Source organism: Conyzicola nivalis (genome assembly GCF_040548875.1).
Classification (GTDB): domain Bacteria; phylum Actinomycetota; class Actinomycetes; order Actinomycetales; family Microbacteriaceae; genus Conyzicola; species Conyzicola nivalis_A.
This window is the reverse complement of sequence record NZ_JBEPSJ010000002.1, coordinates 546,075-568,290: the sequence shown is the minus strand read 5'-3', so window position 1 is coordinate 568,290 and position 22,216 is coordinate 546,075. Positions and strand designations below refer to the sequence as shown.

General features: G+C 68.1%; 26 protein-coding genes. 22 read left to right on the top strand and 4 right to left on the bottom strand.

Annotation, left to right across the window (positions count from 1 at the left end; all coding sequences use genetic code 11):
- Positions 1–8: 8 nt before the first annotated feature.
- Complete coding sequence (locus tag ABIE21_RS11425) at positions 9–551, bottom strand: CDP-archaeol synthase (RefSeq protein WP_354024939.1); 543 nt, start codon at positions 549–551, stop codon at positions 9–11.
- Between the two features lie 226 nt (positions 552–777).
- Here ABIE21_RS11425 and infA point away from each other — a divergent pair, with 226 nt between their 5' ends.
- The 6 genes from infA (at position 778) to rplQ (ending at position 3,888) form a co-directional block, all read left to right on the top strand.
- The gene (gene infA / locus ABIE21_RS11420; protein WP_055811571.1) at positions 778–999 is read left to right on the top strand and encodes a translation initiation factor IF-1; all 222 of its coding nucleotides are present in this window, start codon (positions 778–780) and stop codon (positions 997–999) included.
- Between the two features lie 67 nt (positions 1,000–1,066).
- Positions 1,067–1,180: a 50S ribosomal protein L36 gene (gene rpmJ / locus ABIE21_RS11415; RefSeq protein WP_022883251.1), complete on the top strand. Its 114-nt coding sequence runs from the start codon at positions 1,067–1,069 to the stop codon at positions 1,178–1,180.
- Between the two features lie 136 nt (positions 1,181–1,316).
- Complete coding sequence (gene rpsM / locus ABIE21_RS11410) at positions 1,317–1,691, top strand: 30S ribosomal protein S13 (protein ID WP_354024938.1); 375 nt, start codon at positions 1,317–1,319, stop codon at positions 1,689–1,691.
- Positions 1,692–1,755: 64 nt separating this feature from the next.
- A complete protein-coding gene (gene rpsK / locus ABIE21_RS11405) occupies positions 1,756–2,154 on the top strand; it encodes a 30S ribosomal protein S11 (RefSeq protein ID WP_354024937.1) in 399 nt (132 codons plus the stop codon).
- 168 nt (positions 2,155–2,322) lie between these two features.
- Positions 2,323–3,318 carry a DNA-directed RNA polymerase subunit alpha gene (locus ABIE21_RS11400; protein ID WP_184232772.1) on the top strand — a complete coding sequence of 332 codons (996 nt, stop codon included), beginning with the start codon at positions 2,323–2,325 and terminating at the stop codon, positions 3,316–3,318.
- A gap of 48 nt (positions 3,319–3,366) precedes the next feature.
- Positions 3,367–3,888, top strand: a complete 522-nt coding sequence (rplQ, locus tag ABIE21_RS11395) for a 50S ribosomal protein L17 (protein WP_354024936.1) — start codon at positions 3,367–3,369, stop codon at positions 3,886–3,888.
- Between the two features lie 365 nt (positions 3,889–4,253).
- On the opposite strand, the gene ABIE21_RS11390 is transcribed toward rplQ, so the two are convergent.
- A complete protein-coding gene (locus ABIE21_RS11390) occupies positions 4,254–6,113 on the bottom strand; it encodes an acyltransferase family protein (RefSeq protein WP_354024935.1) in 1,860 nt (619 codons plus the stop codon).
- A gap of 76 nt (positions 6,114–6,189) precedes the next feature.
- Here ABIE21_RS11390 and truA point away from each other — a divergent pair, with 76 nt between their 5' ends.
- The 4 genes from truA to glmM all read left to right on the top strand — a co-directional run bounded on the left by truA (position 6,190) and on the right by glmM (position 9,706).
- Positions 6,190–7,200: a tRNA pseudouridine(38-40) synthase TruA gene (gene truA / locus ABIE21_RS11385; RefSeq protein ID WP_354024934.1), complete on the top strand. Its 1,011-nt coding sequence runs from the start codon at positions 6,190–6,192 to the stop codon at positions 7,198–7,200.
- 143 nt (positions 7,201–7,343) lie between these two features.
- Complete coding sequence (gene rplM / locus ABIE21_RS11380) at positions 7,344–7,790, top strand: 50S ribosomal protein L13 (protein WP_354024933.1); 447 nt, start codon at positions 7,344–7,346, stop codon at positions 7,788–7,790.
- 31 nt (positions 7,791–7,821) lie between these two features.
- Positions 7,822–8,307 (top strand): 30S ribosomal protein S9, encoded by a 486-nt coding sequence (rpsI, locus tag ABIE21_RS11375; RefSeq protein ID WP_354024932.1) that lies wholly within the window; start codon positions 7,822–7,824, stop codon positions 8,305–8,307.
- A gap of 19 nt (positions 8,308–8,326) precedes the next feature.
- Positions 8,327–9,706 (top strand): phosphoglucosamine mutase, encoded by a 1,380-nt coding sequence (glmM, locus tag ABIE21_RS11370; protein WP_354024931.1) that lies wholly within the window; start codon positions 8,327–8,329, stop codon positions 9,704–9,706.
- A 73-nt stretch (positions 9,707–9,779) separates the two neighbouring features.
- On the opposite strand, the gene coaA is transcribed toward glmM, so the two are convergent.
- The gene (gene coaA, locus ABIE21_RS11365) at positions 9,780–10,745 is read right to left on the bottom strand and encodes a type I pantothenate kinase (RefSeq protein ID WP_354024930.1); all 966 of its coding nucleotides are present in this window, start codon (positions 10,743–10,745) and stop codon (positions 9,780–9,782) included.
- Between the two features lie 107 nt (positions 10,746–10,852).
- On the opposite strand from coaA, the gene glmS reads away from it, so the two are divergent.
- The 9 genes from glmS (at position 10,853) to ABIE21_RS11320 (ending at position 18,001) form a co-directional block, all read left to right on the top strand.
- The gene (gene glmS, locus ABIE21_RS11360) at positions 10,853–12,703 is read left to right on the top strand and encodes a glutamine--fructose-6-phosphate transaminase (isomerizing) (RefSeq protein WP_354024929.1); all 1,851 of its coding nucleotides are present in this window, start codon (positions 10,853–10,855) and stop codon (positions 12,701–12,703) included.
- 19 nt (positions 12,704–12,722) lie between these two features.
- Positions 12,723–13,094, top strand: a complete 372-nt coding sequence (locus ABIE21_RS11355) for a holo-ACP synthase (protein ID WP_354024928.1) — start codon at positions 12,723–12,725, stop codon at positions 13,092–13,094.
- Complete coding sequence (gene alr / locus ABIE21_RS11350; RefSeq protein WP_436232337.1) at positions 13,088–14,188, top strand: alanine racemase; 1,101 nt, start codon at positions 13,088–13,090, stop codon at positions 14,186–14,188. The genes ABIE21_RS11355 and alr overlap by 7 nt, the downstream gene beginning before the upstream one ends.
- Before the next feature lie 29 nt (positions 14,189–14,217).
- Positions 14,218–14,667: a tRNA (adenosine(37)-N6)-threonylcarbamoyltransferase complex ATPase subunit type 1 TsaE gene (gene tsaE, locus ABIE21_RS11345; RefSeq protein WP_354025165.1), complete on the top strand. Its 450-nt coding sequence runs from the start codon at positions 14,218–14,220 to the stop codon at positions 14,665–14,667.
- Positions 14,668–14,876: 209 nt separating this feature from the next.
- The gene (tsaB, locus tag ABIE21_RS11340) at positions 14,877–15,494 is read left to right on the top strand and encodes a tRNA (adenosine(37)-N6)-threonylcarbamoyltransferase complex dimerization subunit type 1 TsaB (RefSeq protein WP_354024926.1); all 618 of its coding nucleotides are present in this window, start codon (positions 14,877–14,879) and stop codon (positions 15,492–15,494) included.
- Position 15,495: 1 nt separating this feature from the next.
- Positions 15,496–15,984, top strand: a complete 489-nt coding sequence (gene rimI / locus ABIE21_RS11335; protein WP_354024925.1) for a ribosomal protein S18-alanine N-acetyltransferase — start codon at positions 15,496–15,498, stop codon at positions 15,982–15,984.
- A gap of 17 nt (positions 15,985–16,001) precedes the next feature.
- Entirely contained in the window at positions 16,002–17,069 is a 1,068-nt protein-coding gene (gene tsaD / locus ABIE21_RS11330) for a tRNA (adenosine(37)-N6)-threonylcarbamoyltransferase complex transferase subunit TsaD (RefSeq protein ID WP_354024924.1), read from the top strand.
- Positions 17,070–17,134: 65 nt separating this feature from the next.
- Positions 17,135–17,476 (top strand): hypothetical protein, encoded by a 342-nt coding sequence (locus ABIE21_RS11325; RefSeq protein ID WP_354024923.1) that lies wholly within the window; start codon positions 17,135–17,137, stop codon positions 17,474–17,476.
- Positions 17,477–17,527: 51 nt separating this feature from the next.
- Positions 17,528–18,001, top strand: a complete 474-nt coding sequence (locus ABIE21_RS11320; RefSeq protein ID WP_354024922.1) for a DUF4190 domain-containing protein — start codon at positions 17,528–17,530, stop codon at positions 17,999–18,001.
- Here ABIE21_RS11320 and ABIE21_RS11315 read toward each other — a convergent pair.
- Positions 17,998–19,179, bottom strand: a complete 1,182-nt coding sequence (locus ABIE21_RS11315; protein ID WP_354024921.1) for a class I SAM-dependent methyltransferase — start codon at positions 19,177–19,179, stop codon at positions 17,998–18,000. The genes ABIE21_RS11320 and ABIE21_RS11315 overlap by 4 nt on opposite strands.
- A gap of 156 nt (positions 19,180–19,335) precedes the next feature.
- Here ABIE21_RS11315 and groES point away from each other — a divergent pair, with 156 nt between their 5' ends.
- The 3 genes from groES (at position 19,336) to ABIE21_RS11300 (ending at position 22,190) form a co-directional block, all read left to right on the top strand.
- A complete protein-coding gene (gene groES / locus ABIE21_RS11310) occupies positions 19,336–19,632 on the top strand; it encodes a co-chaperone GroES (protein ID WP_184232811.1) in 297 nt (98 codons plus the stop codon).
- Positions 19,633–19,845: 213 nt separating this feature from the next.
- Entirely contained in the window at positions 19,846–20,742 is an 897-nt protein-coding gene (gene rarD / locus ABIE21_RS11305) for an EamA family transporter RarD (RefSeq protein WP_354025164.1), read from the top strand.
- Between the two features lie 161 nt (positions 20,743–20,903).
- Positions 20,904–22,190 carry an ABC transporter substrate-binding protein gene (locus tag ABIE21_RS11300; RefSeq protein ID WP_354024920.1) on the top strand — a complete coding sequence of 429 codons (1,287 nt, stop codon included), beginning with the start codon at positions 20,904–20,906 and terminating at the stop codon, positions 22,188–22,190.
- The last annotated feature ends 26 nt before the right edge of the window (positions 22,191–22,216 follow it).

Here is a 22,216-nt window from a genome sequence, read left to right as displayed (position 1 = left end):
ACCGGGGTTCAGGCGCGGCGCGACTTGAGGCGCAGCGCGCGCATGGCCACGTCGGTGAGCGCGTGCACGCCGAATCCGGCGATGCCCGCGGCGGCGGCGAGGGGGAGGGGAACCCCGAGCGCGAGATAGACGGCGAACACGACCAGGACGCCGTCGCCGAGGTCGACGGCCTGCTGCACGGTGCGCCAGCGCCCGAGCATGCTCGAGCCGACGCCGAGCCGGCGTTTCACGAAGCTGTTCGCGAACTCGCCCGCGTTGTAGGCGAGTCCGACCAGCAGCCCCACGATCGCGCCAGGCCACTCGTGGAACACGGCGGCACTGGCATCGGCGGCACCGAGCAGGGCCCCGACCACGATCGCGCCGCCGGTGTAGACGACCACCCCGCGCCACGTCTTGGTTGGTCCCAGCAGCGGCCGGCCCCCGAGCCGGGCACCGCCGTCGACGGGATGGTTCAGCCGGGCGAGCCATCCGCGTTTCAAAACGACGATCAGCACGATGCCCGGCAATAGGATCGGCGCGAGAAGCGACACGATCCAGAGGAACGACTGCACCGTATTACCCCCAGCACCGGAAGCGGACCGGCAGTATAGAACGGCAGTATAGATCGGACTTGGCGAAACGCCCGGGAATGACCTAAGCTTGCTCTTTGGTGTTTCATGCCGACTTTTGTCGTGCCGCCGCTCCCGCAACTTTACCGGTCCCTGACCGCGAGGTGCGGGCGGGAAACACCACTATCCCGCACGACCAACAAACAATACTTTTAGCGACGAAGAGGCTATGGCCAAAAAAGACGGTGTCATCGAAATCGAAGGCGCAGTAGTCGAAGCTCTGCCCAACGCAATGTTCCGCGTTGAGCTGACCAACGGCCACCGTGTTCTTGCTCACATCTCGGGCAAGATGCGCCAGCACTACATCCGCATCCTCCCCGAGGACCGCGTGATCGTGGAGTTGAGCCCTTACGACCTGACCCGCGGTCGGATCGTCTACCGCTACAAGTAACGCTTGCTGGAAAGTAACGGCTCACGGCATCCCGTGAGCACGACGACAGCGACAACAAGGAAACACAATGAAGGTCAACCCCAGCGTCAAGAAGATCTGTGACAAGTGCAAGGTCATCCGCCGTAACGGCAACGTGATGGTCATCTGCGAGAACCCTCGTCACAAGCAGCGCCAGGGCTAATCAGACCCCTCGGGTCCGATAGCGCAACACAACTACATAGCAACCCCAGATCCCGGCCAGCCGGGGGACACCATCGGTTGGAGGCCGGTGCACAGGAGTTGCTACAGACCTCCAATAGGTAACAGGAGAAGCCACCATGGCACGTCTAGCCGGCGTCGACATCCCGCGCGACAAGCGCGTAGAGGTCGCACTGACTTACATCTACGGTGTTGGCCGCACGAGCGCTCTCAAGACGCTCGCCGACACCCAGATCAGCGGCGAGATCCGCGTAAAGGATCTCACCGACGATCAGCTCATCGCACTTCGTGACTACATCGAAGTCAACTTCAAGGTAGAAGGTGACCTTCGTCGTGAGGTCGCAGCCGACATCCGCCGCAAGGTCGAGATCGGTTCCTACCAGGGCATCCGCCACCGTCGTGGACTTCCCGTCCACGGCCAGCGCACCAAGACCAACGCTCGTACCCGCAAGGGCCCGAAGCGCACCGTAGCCGGCAAGAAGAAGGCGCGCTAGTCCCTGGCTCAGCCAGTGACCACGCCCTTCCCGCCCATACGTACATAAGACTTCGGAGAAAATAATGGCAGCACCAAAAGCCGCGGCTCGTAAGCCTCGCAAGAAGGAAAAGAAGAACATCGCCGTGGGCCAGGCCCACATCAAGTCGACGTTCAACAACACGATCGTGACGATCACCGACCCCACCGGAGCTGTTCTCAGCTGGGCGTCGTCGGGAACCGTCGGCTTCAAGGGATCGCGTAAGTCGACCCCGTTCGCCGCACAGCTGTCAGCGGAGTCCGCTGCCCGCCAGGCGCAGGAGCACGGCATGAAGAAGGTCGACGTCTTCGTCAAGGGACCCGGCTCAGGCCGCGAGACCGCGATCCGTTCGCTCCAGGCCGCTGGCCTCGAGGTCGGCTCGATCAGCGACGTCACCCCGCAGGCGCACAACGGTTGCCGCCCGCCCAAGCGTCGCCGCGTCTAACTACATCGTCGATCGAGCCTGTCGAGATCTCCCGTCGTAAACCGCCGGTGAGATCTCGACAGGCTCAATCCGCGTGATCTTTCCTCTTCACAACTCAACAATGACGAGCCCGCCACTCGTCGCCCCCCAAGTGTCATATAGCGGACACTTTGCCGAAAGGAATCACCAGTGCTGATTGCACAGCGTCCCACTCTTGCCGAAGAGAACATCTCCGAGTTCCGTTCGCGGTTCGTCATCGAGCCGCTCGAACCCGGCTTCGGTTACACCCTCGGCAACTCCCTTCGCCGCACCCTCCTCTCGTCGATCCCGGGAGCTGCAGTCACGAGCATCCGCATCGACGGCGTCCTTCACGAGTTCAGCACCGTTCCCGGTGTCAAGGAAGACGTCACCGAGGTCATCCTGAACATCAAGGGCCTCGTCGTCTCGAGCGAGCACGACGAGCCGATCACCGCCTACCTGCGCAAGCAGGGCGCGGGCCAGGTCACGGCCGCCGACATCTCGGCTCCGGCCGGTGTCGAGATCCACAACCCCGAGCTGCTCATCGCGACGCTGAACGAGAAGGCGAAGTTCGAACTCGAACTCACCATCGAGCGCGGCCGTGGCTACGTCTCCGCGACGCAGAACCGCAGCGAGTTCAGCGAAGCCGGCCAGATCCCGGTCGACTCGATCTACTCGCCCGTGCTCAAGGTGACCTACCGCGTCGAGGCGACTCGTGCCGGTGAGCGCACCGACTTCGACCGCCTGGTCGTCGACGTCGAGACCAAGCCGGCGATCACCCCGCGTGACGCCATCGCTTCGGCCGGTCGCACGCTGACCGAGCTGTTCGGCCTCGCTCGCGAGCTCAACACCGCCGCAGAGGGCATCGAGATCGGCCCCGCGCCGGTCGACGCCGTCCTCTCCAGCGAGCTGAGCATGCCCATCGAAGACCTCGACCTGTCTGTGCGCAGCTACAACTGCCTCAAGCGCGAGGGAATCAACACCGTGAGCGAACTCGTCGCACTGTCGGAGACGCAGCTCATGAACATCCGCAACTTCGGTCAGAAGTCGGTCGACGAGGTCAAGGACAAGCTCGTCGAGATGGGACTGTCCCTCAAGGACTCGGTTCCCGGCTTCGATGGCGCCCACTTCTACGGCGGCTACGACGACGAAGAGCCCACCGCCTAACTCGGCGACCTCGACCTCTCGACTTATTTCACACCTGGAGATTAACTAATGGCAGCACCTACCAAGGGACCGCGCCTCGGCGGCGGACCGGCGCATGAGCGTCTTATGCTCGCGAACCTCGCGGCATCGCTCATCACCCACAAGAGCATCAAGACCACCGAGACGAAGGCAAAGCGCATGCGCCCCGTCGTCGAGCGTCTGATCACGTTCGCGAAGCGTGGAGACCTCCACGCCCGTCGCCGCGTTCTCGCCACCATCGGTGACAAGACCGTCGTTCACGAGCTGTTCACCGAGGTCGCCCCGCTGGTGGCCCTCCGCGAGGGTGGCTACACGCGCATCACCAAGCTCGGCTTCCGCAAGGGCGACAACGCTTCGATGGTGCAGATCGAGCTCGTTCTCGAGCCCGTCACCCCGAAGCCCAAGTCGGCGAAGAAGACGGCCAAGGCAGGCGCTTCCGCCTCTGTCGTGGCCGACGAGGTCGTAGTCGAGGAGCCCGTCGCAGACGAGGCCGCCGCGGCTCCCGCCGCCGACGAGACGACCGAGGCTCCCGCAGCCGAGGACGCCAAGTAGTCCCACGCTTCACCCGAACGGCCCCGCTCTAGAGCGGGGCCGTTCGTCGTTAACCCGGGCGGAGCATCCGCCCGCCCTTCCGTATCTCCTGCCAAATGAAGGAGATCTGGCGTCGAGTCACAGGCCGGCGCGGATCGAGGGGCCCAGGCGGAGAAATCTCCTTCATTTGGCACGGCGGATGCGCCCGGCGCGCTCCCGCCGGGGCCACGGCGCGAGCAGAGCCGGCGCCGGCGAGGATGGGCAGAACTGTGGGGCAAGGTTTCGACCTTGAGCGCAGGCTTCAACGTCGGAAGTTTGCCCCTCTGCTATGACGAGTCGCGCCCAAGCCAGCAGCGCCCGCTCAGCGCCGCACCCGCGAACGCGCGTCAGCGCTCGGCCGGCTTGTCGCCGCTCTCGTGCGGCCCGCCCTCGAGCTCCGGCTGGCTCACCAGCCGCAGCAGGGCGGCGGTGAGCGCGTCGACGTAGATCCCTCCGCCCACGGGGCCGCCCGCGTGGATCTGGTCGCGCGCCAGCACGTCGAGCCGGGGCTGGATGGCCGCGTGCCAGTCGGCGAGCTCTACCGTGCGCACGCGGTCGGAGTAGCCGCGCAGGATGTCGTTGTTGCCGGGCGTCCAGCCCCGCGGCGCCTGCACGTTGACGAGCACCACCTGTGTGCGGTGCCCCACGATCCGCTTCACCTGCTGCAGGGTGTCGAGGCTGATCCCGCCGTTCGTGCCGAGACCGAGTACCAGGAACGGACGCATCTGCTTGGCCTCGACGAGAGCCTTCACGATCGCGGGCGCCGACGACATCTGGCGCGACACCACGGCGTCGATCGAGATCCCCGGGAACGCCGCCGTCAGCTCGGGCGCGACGGCGAGCATCACAGAGTCGCCGATCGCGATCATCTGGTCGCCACGGGGCAGGGTGGGCTCCGCGGCAGCCGGCTCGGGGGCGGCCGCGCGCGCCTCGGCCGCCGCGATCGCCGCCTGGCCGGCGCGGATGCGCGCCTCGGCGAGCCCGTCGCCGGGGTCGGAGGCGACCGCGCCCACCGCGAGGGCCGTGGTCGCGAGCGCCACGGTGACGACCGTCGCCCGCGCCCAGGCGCCGCGACGCACACCCCACCGGTCGCGGCGCCACTGCATGGTGAAGACGCCGAGGCTGCCCCGGAAGCCCTGCCGCCGCACCGGCAGCTCCACCAGGCTGTACGACAGGGCTGCCGCCAGCAGCGTGACGGCCAGCGCGATGCCGGCGATCGTCCACTGGGTGGCGGGCGATCGTCCCCCCGCGGGCCACACGCCCGCGACGAGAACGAAGACCGGCCAGTGCCACAGGTAGATGCCGTACGAACGCTGCCCGATCCACCGCAGCGGCCGCGCGTCGAGGCCGCGACCGAGCAGCCCGCCGGGCACCGTCGCCATGGCGATCGCGACGACGCTCAGCACCGCCACCCGGGCGAGCCCGCCCTGGTAGGTCGCCGGGCTCTCCGCCGGCATCACGAACGCGAGAACCACCAGGCCCGCGATCGCAAGCAGCCCGACCCCGCCGCCCGCGATGCGGCCGCGACGGGTGTGCGGCACGGCGAACCCGGGCCAGTCGTGGCGGGCGATCGCGAGCGCCGCTCCGAGCGCGAGCCCGAAGCTGTGCGAGTCGGTGCCGTAGTACGCCCGCGTCGATGCGGAGTCCATCGCGAGAACGCCCATCAGGACGGCGGATGCCACGGCCACGGCCACCACGAAGGCGAACCTGAACCACCGCGACGGAACGAGCCAGAGCAGCGCGACCAGCAGCGGCCAGACCAGATAGAACTGCTCCTCGACGGCGAGCGACCACAGGTTGCGGAACAGCTCCGGCGTGGTCGAGTCGAGGTAGCTGGCGCCGTCGGCGATCGCGAGCCAGTTGTAGCTGAACGTGGAGGCGCCGAGCACCTGCCGCCCGATCTCGACGAGCAGGTCGCCCCCTACGACGAACGCGGCAGCACAGCAGACCAGCACCACGACGGCGAGGGCCGGCAACAACCGCCTCGCCCGCCGCTGCCAGAACTTCAGCACGTCGATCGTCCCGTGCTCGGCGCGCTCGCGCAGCAGCAGGGTGGTGATCAGAAAGCCGCTGATCGGAAAGAAGATGTCGACGCCGAGGTATCCGCCGGGCATAACGCCGGTGCCGAGGTGGAACACGACGACGAGGGTCACCGCGACAGCCCGCAAGCCGTCGAGGCCTGCGAGCCGATCTCGGGGAGTGGACACCCGGGGAGAAGCAACTGTCGCTGTCATGGGGAGGCGCGCTTTCGACCAGCGCATCAGACAAGCCTAGACTCGCTGCGTGGAAAACCAAGCGACCCGGCGCGTCCGACTGGATATTTCCTACGACGGAACCAACTTCTCCGGGTGGGGAAACCAGCCCGGTCTGCGCACCGTCCAGGGCGAGCTCGAGGGCGCCCTCGCGATCATCCTCCGCCGCTACGGAACTCCGCCCGTACTCACCGTCGCCGGTCGCACCGACGCCGGCGTGCACGCCCTAGGGCAGGTCGCCCACATCGACCTGAACCCGGCCCAGATCGCCAAGCTCGAGAAGCATCGCGGGGGGCCGACCGCGCCGCAGAACAGCGCTCCCGCCGCCCTCGCCCGCCGCCTCAACGGCATCGCCGGTCTCAGCAGCGACGTCTGGGTGGAGACCGCGAGCTGGGCGCCGGAGGGCTTCGACGCGCGGTTCTCCGCGATCTGGCGACGCTACGAATACAGAATCGCGGATGCCTCGATCCCACGTAACCCGCTGCTGCGCAACCACACGCTCTGGTACCACGCCAAGCTCGACGTCGACGCGATGAACCTCGCCGCACTGTCGCTCGTCGGCCTGCACAACTGGGCGTCGTACTGCAAGCCGCGCGCCGGCTCCACGACCATTCGCGAGCTGCAGGAGTTCAGCTGGGAGCGCCGCGACGACGGCATCCTCGTCGCGCGCATCAAGGCCGACGCGTTCTGCCACTCGATGGTGCGTGCCCTCGTCGGTGCATGCGTCGCCGTCGGCGAGGGCAAACTCGGAATCGAGAGCGTCGTCGCGATCCGCGACCTGCTCGAGCGCACCTCCGAGTTCAAGGTCATGCCGGCCAAGGGGCTCATCTTCACCGAGGTGGGCTACCCCGACGACCACGAGGTGGCCGAGCGCGCCGAACTCACCCGGCGCCGGCGCGGCGTCGTGGTGTGGGACGACCGGGTCACCGCCCTGCGGCACGCCGAGGGGCAGGCGATCATCGCCGCCCGCGAGAAGGAGGCGGAGGAGTTCGCGCGAGGCGCATCCGACGGCCTTTTGACGAAGCCCCCACCCGTGGACTAGTGTTGACCCTTGGTGTCTGCGCCCCTGTGCGTGACATCCGATCATGAGCCCTCCACCGGATCGGTTTCCGCGCATTGCGCGTGTGAAACGGCCACGGAGCGGGATTCACGAACAACTCACTCGATCAAGAAGGCAGCACTACTGTGACTCGTACTTTTTCCCCCAAGCCGGAGGATGTCCAGCGCGACTGGCTCATCATCGACGCAGAGAACATCGTTCTCGGCCGTCTCGCCAGCCACGTCGCTGCGCTCCTCCGCGGCAAGCACAAGGCGACGTTCGCTCCCCACATGGACATGGGCGACTTCGTCATCATCATCAACGCTGAGAAGATCGCCCTCACCGGCGCGAAGCTCCTGCAGAAGAAGGCATACCGCCACTCCGGCTACCCGGGCGGCCTCACGGCCACCACGTACGCCGAGCTGCTCGAGAAGCACCCGACGCGCGCGGTCGAGAAGGCCGTTCGCGGCATGCTCCCCAAGAACTCGATTGGTCGCGCACAGCTGACCAAGCTCAAGGTCTACACCGGCACCGAGCACCCTCACGCTGCGCAGCAGCCGAAGATCTACACCCTTTCCCAGGTCGCTCAGTAGCGCCGGCTTAGAAACTAAGGACGTAACTACCGTGGCCCAGATTTCAGACATCATCGAAGAAGCTCCTCAGAGCTACTCGACCGAGACTCCCGCCGAGGCGGCTGTCAAGGTTCCCCGTGCAGTACTCAACGTTCCCGGCGCAGCCGTGGGTCGTCGCAAGCAGGCCATCGCCCGCGTGCGCATCACCCCCGGCACCGGTACCGCTACCGTCAACGGTCGCGAGCTCGCCGAGTACTTCCCCAACAAGCTGCACCAGCAGCTCATCAACGACCCGTTCAAGGTCCTCGACCTTCTCGGCAGCTACGACGTGATCGCCAAGATCACCGGCGGCGGCCCCTCGGGCCAGGCGGGCGCACTGCGCCTCGCCATCGCGCGTTCGCTCAACGGCATCGACCGTGAGAACAACCGTGCGGCCCTGAAGAAGGCCGGCTTCCTCACTCGTGACGCTCGCGTCATCGAGCGCAAGAAGGCCGGACTCAAGAAGGCCCGTAAGGCCTCGCAGTTCTCGAAGCGCTAACTCGCGCTTCGCGGATCCAATGCCAAGGCTCTTCGGCACGGACGGTGTTCGCGGTCTAGCGAACGAACAGTTGACGGTCGAGCTGGCCCTGGGACTATCCCAGGCGGCAGCCGTCGTCCTTGGTAAAGGTCGTCACGCTGACGGTCGGCGCGCTTCGGGGCGCCGACCGATCGCGGTCGTCGCCCGAGACCCCCGGGTCTCCGGGGAGTTCATCTCCGCCGCCGTCGCAGCCGGTCTCGCGAGCTCCGGCGTCGATGTCTTCGACGCCGGAGTCATCCCGACCCCCGCCGCGGCATTCCTCACCGCAGACTTCAAAGCCGACTTCGGCGTCATGATCTCCGCGTCGCACAACCCGGCACCCGACAACGGCATCAAGTTCTTCGCCGTCGGCGGCACGAAGCTTCCCGACATCGTCGAGGACCGCATCGAGGCAGCGCTCGGCGAGAAAAAGCTCTCCCCGACCGGCGTCGAGGTCGGCCGCATCCGCCGGTTCGCCGACGCGGAAGACCGCTACGTCGTGCACCTGCTGTCGACACTGCCGCACCGGCTCGACGGCATCCACGTCGTCCTCGACTGCGCCAACGGCGCCGCCGCCGGAGTGTCTCCGCAGGTGTTCACCGACGCCGGCGCGACCGTGACCCTCATCGGCGCCGACCCCGACGGCTACAACATCAACGACGGAGTGGGTTCGACCCACCTCGACAACCTCGCCCGCGCCGTGCTCGAGCATGGCGCCGACGTCGGCATCGCCCACGACGGCGACGCGGACCGCTGTCTCGCGGTCGACCACCTCGGCAACGTCGTCGATGGCGACCAGATCATGGCGATCATCGCGCTGTCGATGAAAGAGCGCGGCCTGCTGAAGGACGACACCCTCGTCGCCACGGTCATGAGCAACCTGGGTCTGCGAGTCGCGATGGCGGAGAACGGCATCACCGTTCTGCAGACCGCCGTCGGCGACCGCTACGTTCTCGAGGCTCTCAACGAGAAGGGGCTCTCGCTCGGCGGCGAGCAGTCCGGCCACGTGATCATGAGCGAGTACGCCACGACGGGCGACGGCATCCTCACCGGAATGCACCTTCTCGCCGAGATGGCACGCACCGGCAAGAGCCTCGCCGAGCTCGCCTCCGTCATGACCGTGTTCCCCCAGATCATGATCAACGTGCGCGGCGTCGACCACCACGCGCTGAAGACCAACGACGTCATCGCCGCGGCCGTCACTGCCGCCGAAGCCGAGCTGGGCGACACCGGCCGTGTGCTGCTGCGCCCGTCCGGCACCGAGCCGATGGTGCGCGTCATGGTCGAGGCCGCAGACCAGAACACCGCCGACCGCATCGCCCACGAGCTCGCCGACGTCGTGCGGGCCGAGCTGGCGCTCCAGGCTCCTCCGCTCACGTAGGGCTACAGCTCGGGCATAGGGCTGCAGCGCGCGCAGCAGCGCGACGCCCGGACTGGCGCCCTTCGGGATCGCGCTAGATCTTGCGCAGCAGCACGCTGTCGACGGCGTGGTCGGCGTTCTTGCGCAGCACGAGAGACGCCCGCGCCTTCGTCGGCAGGATGTTCTTCACCAGGTTCGGCTCGTTGATGCTCGTCCAGATGCCGCGTGCGCGGGTGCGAGCCTCGTCCTCGCTGAGCGAGGCGAACCGGTGGAAATACGACCGCGGGTTCGAGAACGCGCCGCGCTGCAGGCTGAGAAACCGTTCCTCGTACCAGCGGGCGATGTCGTGAGTGCGGGCGTCGACGTAGATGGTGAAGTCGAACAGGTCGCTCACCGCCAGACGGTGCCCGGGCGACGGCGGCTGCAGCACGTTGAGGCCCTCGACGATCAGCACGTCGGGCTGCCGCACGACGATCTCCGCGTCGGGGACGATGTCGTAGTGCAGGTGCGAATAGAACGGGGAGCGGACCTCGGATGCGCCGCTCTTGACCTGGGTGACGAAGCGCAGCAGCGCGCGCCGGTCGTACGACTCGGGGAAGCCCTTGCGGTCCATGATGCCGCGTCGTTCCAGCTCGGCGTTCGGGTAGAGAAAGCCGTCGGTGGTGACCAGCTCGACGCGCGGGGTGTCGTCCCACCGGGCCAGCAGCTCGCGCAGCAGTCGCGCGACCGTCGACTTGCCGACGGCCACCGAGCCGGCGACGCCGATGACGAACGGGGTGCTGCGCGCCTGGGCGTCGGGCGCCGATCCGGCATTCAGGAAGCGCGTCGTCGCCGTGTGCAGGTTGCGGGCCCCGGAGGCGTAGAGATTGAGCAGCCGGCTGAGCGGCACGAAGACCTGGCTCACCTCGTCCATGTCGAGCACCTCGCCGAGGCCTCTCAGCTGCACGATCTCCGTCTGCGTGAGGGGCAGCCGGGTGTGCGGGGCGAGGGCCGCCCAGTTCTGGCGGTCGATCTCCACGAACGGGGACAGGTGGCCGTTCGAGCCAGCGAGGTCAGTCATCGCGTCCAGCCTAACGCCGGGCGGAAGCGGCATCCGTATCGACCGGCGGGGCCCGCCCGCCGCGCCTCGTCGGCTAATTCTCATTCCTTGACGTAAAATCTTCACTCATGTGCGGAATCGTGGGTTATGTCGGTGACAACAAGTCTCTTGAAGTGCTCCTTGGCGGGCTGAAGCGACTCGAATACCGGGGATACGACTCCGCCGGTGTGGCGATCATCGATCCGGAGGGCAACCTCGACTCCCGCAAGAAGAGCGGCAAGCTGCAGATGCTCGTCGACGAGCTCGAGTCGAACCCGCTGGCCAACGGCGCCACCGGCATCGGCCACACCCGCTGGGCGACCCACGGCGGACCGACCGACCGCAACGCGCACCCGCAGCTCGGCGACAACGGCAAGCTGGCGCTGATCCACAACGGCATCATCGAGAACTTCTACGACCTCAAGCAGGATCTGCTCGCCAAGGGCGAAACCTTCACGAGCGACACCGACTCCGAGGTCGCCGCGATCCTCGTCGGCCACGCCTACCAGGAGTCGGGCGACCTGACCGAGGCCATGCGCGTCGTCGTCGACAAGCTCCACGGTGCCTTCACCCTGCTCGTGATGCATGAAGACCAGCCCGGCGTCGTCGTCGGCGCCCGCCGCAACTCCCCCCTCGTGATCGGGCTGGGCGACGGCGAGAACTTCCTCGGTTCCGACGTCGCGGCGTTCGTCGAGTTCACGCGACGCGCCGTGGCCATCGGTCAGGACCAAATCGTTACACTCCGTACCGACTCGGTGCTCGTCACCGACTTCTCCGGCAACCCGGTAGAGACCGAGGAGTTCGAGATCGCCTGGGACGCCGCCGCCGCCGAGAAGGGCGGATGGTCGAGCTTCATGGCGAAGGAGATCAGCGAGGAGCCCGAGGCCGTCGCCAAGACCCTCCTCGGTCGCGTCGTCGACCACAAAGTGCGCCTGCCCGAGCTCGAGCCGCTCGGCGACGACGTGCTCGCGAACATCGACCGCATCGTGATCATCGCCTGCGGCACCGCCGCCTACGCCGGCATGCTCGGCAAGTACGCCATCGAGAAGTGGTCGCGCATCCCCGTCGACGTCGAGCTGTCGCACGAGTTCCGCTACCGCGACCCGATCCTCACCGAGCGCACGCTCGTCGTCTCGATCAGCCAGAGCGGCGAGACCATGGACACCCTGATGGCCGTCAAGTACGCGACCGCCGCCGGCGCCCGCGTGCTGTCCGTGTGCAACACCCAGGGCGCCACGATCCCGCGCGAGTCCCACGCCGTGATCTACACGCACGCCGGCCCCGAGGTCGCGGTCGCATCGACCAAGGCGTTCGTCGCCCAGGTCACCGCCCTCTACCTCCTCGGCCTGCACCTCGGCGAGGTGCGCGGCACGCTCACCGAGTCCCAGATCGCCGAGTACTCCGACGAGCTGCTCGCGATCCCCGAGAAGATCGAAGAGGTTCTCGTCGCCTCGCAGTCGATCGGCCAGCTCGCCCACTGGATGACGGACACCCAGTCGGTGCTGTTCCTCGGCCGCAACGTCGGCTTCCCGGTCGCCCTCGAGGGCGCCCTGAAGCTCAAGGAGCTCGCCTACATCCACGCCGAGGGCTTTGCCGCCGGCGAGCTCAAGCACGGTCCCATCGCGCTCATCGAGCCCGGACAGGTCGTGTTCGTCGTCGTTCCCAGCCCGCGCGACCCCGACTCGCTGCACCCCAAGGTCGTCTCCAACATCCAGGAGATCCGCGCCCGCGGTGCCCGCGTCATCGCGATCGCCGAGAAGGGCGACGCTGCCGTGCTGCCCTTCGCCGACGAGGTCATCCCGATCCCGCTCGCCGGCAGCCTGTTCGAGCCGCTTCTCGCGGTGGTGCCGCTGCACATCTTCGGCATGGAGCTCGCGGCGGCCAAGGGCCTCGACGTCGACCAGCCGCGCAACCTCGCGAAGTCCGTCACGGTGGAATAGTGCCCGACCAGGCACGCTCATGATCGTCGGGATCGGCGTCGACGTGGTCGACCTCGCGAGGTTCGAGCGCGCCCTCAGCCGCACCCCGAAGCTCAAGTCGCGCCTCTTCGCCGACGCCGAGCTCGTCTCCGGCGAACGCGTGCTCGCGCTGCGCTCCCTCGCGGGCCGCTTCGCCGCGAAGGAGGCCCTCATCAAGGCCCTCGGCGAGTCGGCCGGGATCCGCTGGCATCACATGCAGATCGTCTCCGACGGCCACGGCAACCCCTCCTTCAGGCTCTCGGATGCCGCGGCGCAGGTCGCTGCAGACAGAGGAGTCACCGCGGTCCACCTGTCGATGAGCCACGACGCCGGAGTGGCGATCGCCTACGTCGTCGCCGAGGGGACATCGTGAGCGCGCTCCGTGAGGCACGCGTCGACCTGGGCGCGATCTCCCGCAACGTCGAGACGATCCGCCGCGCGGTCGACGGCGTCGACGTCATGGTCGTCGTCAAGGCCAACGGCTACGGCCACGGCGCGGTCGAGAGCGCGCGGGCCGCCATCGCCGGGGGAGCCGCCTCGCTCGGCGTCGTCGAGATCGAGGAGGCCCTCGCGCTGCGGGCCGCGGGCATCGACGCCCCCGTCCTCGCCTGGCTGCACGGCAGAGACGCCGACTTCGCCGCAGCCACCGACGCGCGCATCGACCTCGGAGTGAACCACGTCGAGCAGCTCGAACGTGTCGCCGCAGCGGACGGAACCGCGGTCGTGCATCTCAAGGTCGACTCCGGCCTCGGACGCAACGGGTCGAGCGAGGCGGAATGCGCGGCGCTGTTCGCGGCGGCGGCCGGCCACGAGCGCGCCGGGCGCATCCGCGTCGCCGGGTTCTTCAGCCACCTCGCCAACGCCGGCCGCGCCGCCGACGACGCCCAGCTGCGCCGCTTCACCGCCATGCTCGAGCAGGCGATCGCCGCCGGACTCGACCCGAGCGTCGTGCACCTCGCCGCCAGCGCCGGAGCGCTCCGGGTGCCGGGCGCCCGGTTCGGCCTCGTGCGGGTCGGGGTGTCCGCCTACGGGCTGTCGCCGTTCGACGACGCGTCGAGCGCCGACTTGGGCCTCACCCCCGCGATGGAACTCAGCGCCGAGATCGTGTCGGTCAAGCGCGTCCCCGCCGGCAGCGGCGTCTCCTACGGCCACGACTATGTCACGCCCCGCGAGACGACGCTCGCGCTCGTGCCGATCGGGTACGCCGACGGGATCCCGCGGCACGCCTCCGGCACCGGCCCGGTCTCGATCGGCGGCGAGCGGTTCACGATCAGCGGCCGGGTGGCCATGGACCAGTTCGTCGTCGACGTCGGCGACACCCCGGTGAGCGTCGGCGACCGCGCCGTGCTGTTCGGCGACCCGCTCACCGGCGTGCCGAGCGCGACCGACTGGGCGGATGCAGCCGGCACCATCAACTACGAGATCGTCACCCGCATCGGCGGACGGGTCGCGCGCAGGTACGTCTAGTGCTGCTCACGATCGACACCCCGGAGGCGATGGCCGAGCTCGGCGCACGGCTGGCCGGCCAGGTGCGCGCCGGCGACCTCGTCACCCTCAACGGCGAACTCGGTGCGGGCAAGACGACGCTCACCCGCGGCCTCGGCGAGGCGCTCGGCGTGCGCGGAGCCGTGACCAGCCCCACGTTCGTGCTCGCCCGCACCCATCCCCGCGTCGACGGCCCGCCGCTCGTGCACGTCGACGCGTACCGGCTGTCGAGCGCCGTCGAGCTCGACGATCTCGACATCGACTTCGCCGCGTCCGTCGTCGTCGTCGAGTGGGGCGAGGGGCTCCTCGACGGCATCACTGACGAGTGGCTGCAGCTCGACATCGTGCGCCCGGTCGGCGGCGTCGTGACCGACGACGGCGTCGAGGCCCGCACCGTCACGGTCACCGGCCATGGCCCGCGCTGGGCCGACCTCGGCTGGCTCGCCGCCCACGGCGCGTAGCCGCTCCGAGCTGAGGGGCAAGGTTCTGCTGTTCAACGGCTGCTTGAGCGTACAAAGCTTGCCCCTCTGCGAGACGACCAGAACTGAGGGGCAAGGTTCTGCTGCTGAACGGCTGCTTGAGCGTCGAAAGTCTGCCCCTCCACTCGGGCCGGGCGCTCGCGTTTGGCTGGCGCGCGGCACGACGCGCCCAGCCCGCCTAGGCTTGTGACGTGCTGCTCGCGATCGATACCTCCGCCGGAACCAGCGTCGCCGTCGTCGACCGGGATGCCGGGGTACTCGCCGAGCGCTCGTCGCCCGACACCCGCGGTCACGCCGAGATCATCGGCCGGTACATCAGCGAGTGCCTCGAGCAGTCGGGAGTCGCCGTAACCGCCCTGTCCGGTGTCGCCGTCGGCATGGGCCCCGGTCCCTTCACCGGTCTGCGGGTGGGCATCGCCGCCGCCCGCGCCTTCGCCTTCGGTGCCGGCAAGCCGGTCGTGCCCGTCGTCAGCCACGATGCGATCGCCTTCGGGCTGACGCGGCCGACGCTGATAGTGACGGATGCGCGCCGACGCGAGATCTACTGGAGCGCCTACGCGGGCAGCGACGAGGCCGGCCTGCCGGTGCGCGTGCACGGGCCGGCGCTGTGCAAGCCGGCGGAGCTGGCCGACGCGGTGCCCGACTTCGACGGCTACACCCGCCTCGACGCAGCACTGGTGTCCGCGGCATCCGTGGGCCTTCTGGCCGAAGGCCTGTACCTGCACAAGCGACCGTTCGCCACGGGGGAGGCGCTCTACCTGCGCTCGCCCGACGTCACGATGAGCGCCGGCCCGAAGCGGGTGAGCTGACGTGTGGCAGCTTCGCCGCGCGGGCGTCGACGACCTCGACGCGATCATGGAGATCGAGCACGCCGTGTTTCCCCGTGACGCGTGGTCGCGGGAGTCGATGCGCGCCGAGCTCGCCAGCGCCCACGGTTTCTACCTCGTGGCGTTCCAGCCCGGGCAGCCGGAGCGCCTCGACGCGTACGCCGGGCTGCTCGCCACCCGCGGCGCCACCCAGGCCGACATCCAGTCCGTCGCCGTCGCCGAGCACGCCAGACGCCGGGGGCTCGCCCGCACCATGGTGCAGTCGCTCGTGGCCGAGGCACGCGACCGCGGTGCCCGGGAGATCTTCCTCGAGGTGCGCGTCGACAACCCGAACGCCGCGAGCCTCTACGACTCGCTCGGCTTCGAAAGGATCGCAGTGCGCAAGGGCTACTACCAACCGGACAACGTCGACGCGGCGGTCATGCGCCTGACGATCCCCGAGCCGAAGACGAGCCCGGCGGTGGGCTCGTGACGAACGAAGGTGCGCTCGTGACCAACGAACCCCTGGTGCTCGGTATCGAGACCAGCTGCGACGAGACCGGCATCGGCATCGTGCGCGGCAGCACCCTGCTCGCCAACGTGATCTCCTCCTCGATGGACGAGCACGCCCGCTACGGCGGCGTCGTGCCCGAGGTCGCCGCCCGCGCGCACCTCGAGGCGCTCGTGCCCGCGCTGCAGGCGGCGCTCGCCGAAGCCGACGTCACCCTCGACGAGCTCGACGCGATCGCGGTCACGAGCGGTCCGGGGCTCTCCGGCGCGCTCATGGTCGGCGTCGGCGCGGCGAAGGCCCTCGCGGTCTCGCTCGACAAGCCGCTCTACGCCGTCAACCACCTCGTCGGACACGTCGGCGCCGACGTGCTCGACAGCCCTTCGACAGGCTCAGGGACGGGCCCGCTCGAATACCCGACCGTCGCCCTGCTCGTCTCCGGAGGGCACACCTCCCTGCTGCTCGTGCGCGACCTCGTCTCCGACGTCGAACTGCTCGGCGAGACCATCGACGACGCCGCGGGGGAGGCCTTCGACAAGGTCGCCCGTCTCCTCGGGCTCCCCTACCCCGGCGGCCCGGAGATCGACAGGGTGGCGGTGGGCGGCGACCCCAAGGCCATCCGGTTCCCCCGCGGGCTCAGCCAGCAGAAGGACATGGAGAAGCACCGCTACGACTTCTCCTTCTCGGGTCTCAAGACCGCGGTGGCGCGCTGGGTGGAACAGACCCGCGACGCCGGAGACGAGGTGCCGCTGGCGGATGTCGCGGCGAGCTTCCGCGAGTCGGTGGCCGACATCCTGATCACCAAGGCCATCGCGGCGTGCCACGATCACGGCATCCCCCGCCTCCTCCTCGGCGGCGGCGTCGTGGCCAACGCGCGGGTGCGCGAGCTCGCGGCCGAGCGGTGCGCGGCCGAGGGGATCGAGCTGCGTATCCCCCCGTTGTCGCTCTGCACCGACAACGGAGCCATGATCGCGGCCCTCGGCGCCCAGCTGATCATCGCCGGGCACGCCCCGTCGACGCTGGATTTCGGCGCAGACTCTACTCTCCCGGCGACGGTGATCCAGGCCTGATTGACGCGGTGTGGCCGTGGTGGCAACATAACCGCCAACAGCCGCGATCGACGAAGGAGCCTGCCATGACCGATCCCACCGTTCCGGATCCGGCGCCGTACTCGAAACCGATCCCTCCAGCCACCGGCACGACGGCGCCGACGCCGTCGTTGTCCATCATCTCGATGATCCTCGGCATCCTCGGGCTGATCATCGGATTCGTCGGCGGTGGCCTGCTCTTCTCGGTCGGCGGCGTCGTGCTCGGCCACCTCGGCCAGCGCAAGGAGCCGGAGGCCCGCGGATTCTGGTTGACCGGGCTGATCACCGGCTACATCGGCATCCTCATCAACGTCGTCGTGATCATCATCTGGATCATCGTGCTCGCCTCCCTGGCCGGCACCGGCGCGTATTGGTACTACGACCGCTGAGACGAGAGCAACCCTCGTTAGACTGCTTGCAGACCAGTGAGGAGCACGAAAATGTCAAACCCTGACGACCAGCCCAACTCCTCGGTGCCGCCGATTCCCCCGGTGCCGAACGAGCCCGCCGCATCCGCGAGCCCCTACGCCCCGCCGGCCGGGTCTCCCGCAGCCCAGAGCCCTCAGGCTGCACCCGCGTATTCGTCGGCCCCGCCGACGTACACGCCCAACCAGCAGAACCCCTACCAGCCCGGCGTCGCCGGACCGCCCCGCGGCCTCTCGATCACGTCGATGGTGCTCGGCATCGTCGGAGTGCTGTTCGGCGGATTCGGCCTGCTGATCTCGATCGCAGCCGTCATCACCGGCCACATGGGCCAGCGCCGTCAGCCCTATGCCAAGCCGTTCTGGCTGACGGGCATCATCACCGGCTACTTCGGAATCCTGATCGGCCTCGTCGTCACCGGCCTGTTCATCTTCCTGATCGTGCTCGGCGTGAGCCAGGGCGACAGCGGGTACTACACCGACTACAGCTAGACCCGTTCGGCCAGCAGCGCCACTCGCTTCCCCGCCACGCGCGTGAGGAAGAGGGTGGCGCTGTTGCGTCCCTTGCCCTTGAGCGACAGCTTCGCGCGGAACGCGGCCGGGTCGATGTCGACGCCGCGCTTCTTGATCTCCACGGTGCCGACCTCGAGCTGGGCGAGGCGCTTCTTGATCGCCCGCTCGTCGAGCGGCAGCGTCTCGGTGATGCGGAAGCACACGGCGAACGGCGTCGCCACCGCGGTGTCGGCCGTCAGGTAGGCGATCTGGTCGCTCAGCATGCGGGCATCGAGGCTGCGCGCGAGGTCGCCGATGAGTCTCGCCCTGATCACCGCGCCGTCGGGCTCGTAGAGGTACTCGCCGAGCGCACCAAGCTCGGCGTCCTCGCTGTCGGCGGGGGCGGTCAGCTCTGCGGTGCCGTGCTCGCCGATCACGAGCGCCGAGCGGCCGACGCCGGGGCGGGCGACCGCGCCGAACCAGACGCCGAGCTCCACCACGTCGCGGTCGACCGACACCCACTGCGCCTCGACGCCGGCCGGGATGAGATCGCGGTCGATGCCCGGTCCGAGCTTGACCCCGGTCGGCAGTCGTCCGCCGATCTCGAACGCGAAGTCGAGCGACGGCGACCAGTCGGCCGGGTCTTTCAGCCTGCGGGCGTCGCTGCGCCGGGCCGGGTCGAGGTAGACACCGTCGTAGCCTCCGAGGTCGACGGCCGTGGCATCCGCGTTCTCGATCGTCGCATGGGGGAACGGTGCCAGGTTGAAGGCCGCGATCGCCGCCGTGACCTCGTCGCGTTCGACGCCGGTCACCTCGATGTCTATCGCTGCCAGGGCCAGTGCGTCGGCGCCGATACCGCAGCCGAGGTCGACGACCCGGGCGAGCCCGGCTGCGCGGAAGCGTCCGGCGTGCATCGCAGCGACCCGCAGCCTGGTCGCCTGCTCGAGGCCGGCCTCGGTGAACAGCATCGACGCCGCGAACGGTCCGAACTTCGCCTCGGCGCGTGAGCGCAGCTTGCTCTGGCTGAGCACGGCGGCGACGAGGGCGGGGGAGTGGCCGGCCTTGCGCAGCTCGGCGACGGTGCGCACGACGTCGGCCGTCTGGTCGAAGGCCGGCAGCGAGTCGAGCAGCCGCAGCCCGTCGGTCGACAACAGCTCGCGCAACTCGGTGGTGTCCATCCGCCCATTCTCCCAGCCCCTCCCCAGAGGGGCGGATGGCGCGGCCGTTGGCACTCGGATTGATCGAGTGCCAGCATCCGACGTATAGTTGTTCTGGCACTCTCGTACGGGAAGTGCCAACCCAAGTTTTCGTGAGTTAGAAAGAAGAGGTCAACTGTGTCGGTCTCCATCAAGCCGCTCGAGGATCGCATCGTGATCAAGCAGGTCGAGGCAGAAACGACGACCGCCTCCGGGCTCGTCATTCCTGACACCGCCAAGGAAAAGCCCCAGGAGGGCGAAGTCGTCGCCGTCGGCCCCGGCCGCATCGACGACAACGGCAACCGCATCCCCCTCGACATCGCCGTCGGCGACAAGGTCATCTACTCCAAGTACGGCGGAACCGAGGTGAAGTACGGCGGAGAAGACCTCCTCGTGCTTTCCGCTCGCGACGTGCTCGCGGTCGTAGTCCGCTAAGCATCCGTTCCACTCGAAACGCCCCAGGCCTCGCCTCGGGGCGTTTCGTCGTTAACGCCAAACCCCCGCGCCCCACGAAAACGAAGGAATCGCGTCCCGGATAGGCTGGAGTACGTGCCACCAGCCCCTATTACTCCCGGATCTCCTTCGTTTTCGGCCGCCGACTCGGCCGCCGACTCGGCCAGTGCGGCGGCCGGCGGGGCCGGGCTGCCCATGGGGCGCGGCCTGTTGTTCGGCATAGCGGCGTACGCGCTGTGGGGCGTGCTCCCGCTGTTCTTCCTGCTGCTGCGACCGGCCAGCGCGATCGAGATCGTCGCCTGGCGCATCGTCCTGTCGCTGATCTTCTGCGCGCTGCTGCTCACCGTGACGCGGGGGTGGCCGGCGCTCGTCGCCATCGTGCGCGACCGCCGCACGACGCTCATCCTCGGCGGGGCCGGCGCGCTGATCCTCGTGAACTGGCTCGTCTACGTGTACGCGACGCTCACCGACCACGTCGTCGAGGCTGCGCTCGGCTACTTCACCAATCCCATCGTGACGGTGCTGCTCGGCGTCTTCGTCCTCCGTGAGCGCCTGCGCGTGCTGCAGTGGGTCGCGATCGGGATCAGCGCGGTCGCCGTGCTGGTGCTCGCCATCAACTACGGCCAGTTCCCGTTCATCGCCCTGACGCTCGCGTTCTCCTTCGGGCTCTACGGGCTCGTCAAGAAGCAGGTCGGCGGCCGCGTCGACGCCGTGAGCGGCCTGACGATCGAGACGGCATGGCTCTCGGTGCCGGCGGCCGTCGCGCTGATCGTGCTCGCCTCGAGCGGGGTTCTCACGATCGGGTCCGAGAATGTGCTGCAGGCTGTCGCCATGCTCTGCGCCGGCATCGTCACCGCCGTGCCGCTGCTCTTCTTCGCCGCCGCAGCGCGCCGCCTGCCGCTCACCTACCTCGGCCTCACGCAGTACATCGCGCCCCTTCTGCAGTTCGTCATCGGGGTCTTCGTGCTGCAGGAAGCCATGCCGCCGGCCCGCTGGCTGGGGTTCGGTCTCGTCTGGATTGCGCTCGTTATTCTCACGATCGACATGTTCCGGGCCCAGCGGACGACGCGATCCGTCGTGCGGGTGCGCTAGGGCGAAACGCCCCCAGGTAACGGAATATAACAATCGGGCCGTGTTACACGGCTGTAACACCCATGTATTGTGCCGGTGCTGTTCGCCCAATAGCGTTACACCACGCGCACAGCACCGCTGTGCTCACCAATCACATTCACATCACTTCATCAAGGAGCAACATGGGTGCATTCTCCCGGGCCAACTCGGCCACTCGCTCGAAGTCGGTCAAGGCCACGATCAGCGGCCTCACCCTCCTCGGCGTGAGCGCGCTGGTTCTCAGCGGCTGTACCTCGACCGGCGACACCGAGGCCGGATCCTCCGAGACCCTCGACCTGAAGATCGGCACGATCCTCCCGCAGACCGGAACCCTCGCGGTTCTCGGCCCGCCCGAGTTCGCCGGTGTAGACCTCGCGATCAAGGAGATCAACGAAGCCGAAGCCGGCATCGAGATCTCCGTCGAGCACAAGGACTCCGGCGACACCACGACCGACCTCGCGACCCAGTCGGCGACGTCGCTGATTGCCGACGGCGTCAGCGTCGTCATCGGTGCCGCATCGTCGGGTGTCTCCAAGACCTTCATCGACCAGGTCACCGGCGCCGGGATCGTCCAGATCTCTCCCGCCAACACCTCGCCCGACTTCACGGACTACCCGGACGACGGATACTACTTCCGCACCGCTCCGTCCGACGTGCTTCAGGGCCGCATCCTCGGCAACAAGATCGTCAACGACGGCAAGACCGACGTCGCGATCCTGTACATGAACGACGCCTACGGAACGGGTCTGTACGACAACCTGAAGACGAGCCTCGAAGACGGCGGAGCATCCGTCGTCGGCGAAGAGATCTTCGAGCCCGCGTCGACCGACTTCACGAGCGCCATCCAGGCACTGCTCGCTACCAACCCCGACGCACTCGTCGTGATCTCGTTCGACGAGATCAAGACGATCGCCGAGCAGCTGGCCGGCCAGGGCTTCGACTTCTCGAAGCTGTACGGCGTTGACGGCAACTACGGCGTCATCGGAGAGGCCGACACCAACGTCGACATCGCCGGCGCGCAGTTCACCAACCCGGGCGTCCTCGCAACCGAGGACTTCCAGGCCAAGCTGCAGGACCTCGTCGCCGAGCAGGGACAAGACCCCCTGACCGTGTTCAGCTACGCGGCCGAGTCCTACGACGCGACCGTGCTCTCCGCTCTCGCCGCGCTCAAGGGTGGCGCGACCGACGGTGCGACGATCAAGGCGAACCTGCAGGACGTCTCCGAGGGTGGCGAGAAGTGCGAGTCGTTCGCCGACTGCGCCAAGCTGCTCGCCGACGACGCTGACGCCGACATCGACTACGACGGAGTCTCCGGACCCATCTCGTGGGACGACAACGGCGACGAGACCGAGGCCTTCGTCTCGATCTTCCAGTACTCGGCCGGTAACAAGACCGAGGGCGTAGACCAGGTCGCTGGCAAGCTCGAGTAGTCACAACCTCTGTTAGACACGAAGGG